2 protein-coding genes are annotated in these 2688 nt (G+C 76.5%); both read right to left on the minus strand.

The window, feature by feature from the left end:
* Positions 1 to 65: 65 nt before the first annotated feature.
* Positions 66 to 560 (minus strand): hypothetical protein, encoded by a 495-nt coding sequence (locus ACFV61_RS29510; protein WP_380494910.1) that lies wholly within the window; start codon positions 558 to 560, stop codon positions 66 to 68.
* 183 nt (positions 561 to 743) lie between these two features.
* The gene (locus ACFV61_RS29515) at positions 744 to 2339 is read right to left on the minus strand and encodes a CehA/McbA family metallohydrolase (RefSeq protein ID WP_380494914.1); all 1596 of its coding nucleotides are present in this window, start codon (positions 2337 to 2339) and stop codon (positions 744 to 746) included.
* Positions 2340 to 2688 lie beyond the last annotated feature (349 nt).

The following is a 2688-nucleotide window of genomic DNA, read 5'->3' on the forward strand; positions in this document are numbered from 1 at the left end:
CTCTACGTCTATATAACCCCCCGGCCGCCCGGCGGGGGCGGCGCCCCCCCCCCCCCCGGCCGGGGTCACCAGCCGAGCAGGTGGGTGCGGCGGGTGAGGGCGGCGAGGACGGACTCGGCGGCGCCGGCGGGGGTGAGGGAGCTGGTGTCCAGGGTGTGCGGGCCGGGGACGGCGCCCGGAGTGGGCTGGAGGACGACGAGGTGGAGGGCGGCGCCGGTGGTGCGGCTCTCGCGTCGGAAGGTGTCCAGGGTGGGCGGGGCGGCCGGGCACTCGACGATGACCTGGTAGCCGCCGGTCGCGTAGGCGAAGGCGGCCTGCGCGGCGGCGGCGAGGGCGGTGGTGTTCTGCCGCTCGGCCTCGGGGAGGTGCGGCGGGAGCTGGCCGCGCCGGATGACCCGCAGGAAGTCGTGCGCACGCAGGTGGACGCTCGGGTGCAGCTCCTCCGCGAGCCGGCTCGCGACCGGGCTCTGGCCGGCCCCGGCCGGGTCGACGAGGACGAGGACGCCGCCGGCGCCCCGGCCGCCCCCGAGCTCCGGCCCACCTACGGTCGTACGGTTCACAGCTGCTGATCCCTTCGCGGGCCGGGGACGGACGGGTAGCCGGGGCGAGGCGGTCGGAGTGCGGAAGGGCCGGCCGGCCCGGATACGGACAGCCGACCGCCTCGTCCCTACGACTGGTGCTTTCGGGGATCAACCTAGTCCACGCCGGTGCCCCGAGTCGTCCCCACTCCTGCTCCGGACGCCTCAGCGGTCCTCGACGCGCAGCACGATCGGGTTGGTGAGGGCCGCCATCGGACCCCAGGGGAGGTCCGGGCCCATCGCGTTGCCCTTGCCGGGCGACCCGTCCGGCTTCGGGTGGCGGACCTCGGCCCGGACGTAGGCGGCGAGCGAGGCGGTGGTGCGCCAGACCACCGTGCCGGAGCCGTCGGCGGGCAGTGACTCCTGGTGCAGCTGGCCCTCGTCGGTGAGGAGGCGGACCGTCCCGCCGGGGACGCCGGAGACGGTGAGCCGGACGTCCAGCGGGGCGTCCGCCGGGACGGCCAGCTCCTCGCCGATGCCGGCCCGGCGGCCGTGCCCGGTGACGGTGAACTCCAGCTGGACGGCGGCGGATTCGGCGAGCCAGCTGCGCCCGTCGCGCAGCCCGTCGAGGATCGCGTCCCGGGTGAGGTCCTCGGCCAGGACGACGTTGTGCGGGGAGCCGATGACCTGCGGGGCGCTGTGCGCGTCGCTGTTGCCCAGGGCGGGCAGCCAGGAACGGCCCTCGCGCAGGGCGACGGCGAGCCGGCCGTCCCAGGTGTCGACCGCGGACTCGTCGTCGTACGTCCAGGGCCCGTTCCACACCTCGACGCCGTCGGCCTGCTCGTAGCCGAACTTCCACTGGCAGGCGACGTACGGGCAGTACGGGTGCGCGGGCACCACCAGGCCGCCGGCGCGATGGACCTGACGGACGAAGCGCGGGTACTCCTCGTCGCGGGAGCGGTAGCGCCAGTCGACGAACTGGCCCGCTTCGAGGCCGAGGGCCAGCCAGTGGCCGTTGCGGGTGGTGATCTCCTCGCCCGGGATGATCAGCAGGTCGGGGCCGGCCAGCGGGCCCCAGACCGCGTGCGAGGAGCTGGTGTTGTGGTCGGTGGAGACGATGAAGTCCAGGCCGGCCGCGCGGGCTCCGGCGGCCACCTCCTCCGGGAGGCGCCGTCCGTCGGAGTGCACGGTGTGCAGGTGGCAGTCGCCCCGGTACCAGGCGCGGCCGCGGCTGCGGGCCCGCTCGGACGGGTAGTGCGGGGCGAACGCCGGCCCGGGGGCGCCGAACCGGAGGGTGACCTGCACGTGGTAGTCCAGCCCCTGCGGCGCGATCTGGTAGGGGCCGAGGACGAGGTGCCAGGTGCCCGGGTTGATCGGGCCGGGGAGGTAGCCGGGGGTCGCGGCGTCGCGGGCGAGGCTGAACTCGGTGCGGAAACCGCCGGACCAGCCGCGGAAACCGGGGCCGCCGAGGTCGGTGCCGCGTTCGTCGAAGATGCCGATGTCGCAGGAGTTGCCGGGGGTGCCGGCCGGGACCGGGGGCTTGTCGTAGCCGTAGCTGACGGCGATCTCGCGGACGCCGGCGGGGACTTCGACGGGGAGGTAGACGAAGTCGGGGGCGCCGGTGGGGAGGTGGCCGGTGAGGGTGAGGGTCCGTTCGGTGCCGGGGGCGCCGGGGGTGCCCGGGGTGGCGGGTGCGCCGGGTGCGGAGGCGGCGGCGGGGGTAGTTGCGGCGAGGCCGAGGGCGGCGGCGGCTCCGGTGGTGAGGCCGGTGCGGAGGAGGTCGCGGCGGGCGGGGCGTGGGGTGTCGTGGTCGGCGGGCATCGGGTCCTCCGGGTCGGGGCGGGCGGGTCCGTTCGGCTCCTTACCCGTGGTGGTGAATCAGGGGTGAGCCGGGGCCCACGGGCGGGGGGCGGGTCGGTGAAGGGGGTCGGCGTCGGCCGGGTCGGCGAGTTGCGGGCGATGACGATTAGTCCGTTCATATTCATAACGAGCGGATCGGGTCATCGCGGAGGAGACGGGTGTGGCACTGAGTCGGCGGGCGCTGCTGGCGGCGGTGGCCGGGAGCACGCTGGCGGGGTGCGGGTCCTCGGCGGGCGGCGGGGCGGCGGGGGCCGGCGCGGGCGCCGGCCGCCCCGCCGGCGCCCGGCGGGCCGCCGCCGCGCGCGCCCCC

Origin of the sequence: Kitasatospora sp. NPDC059817 (assembly GCF_042731835.1) — a bacterium.
Lineage (GTDB): Bacteria > Actinomycetota > Actinomycetes > Streptomycetales > Streptomycetaceae > Kitasatospora.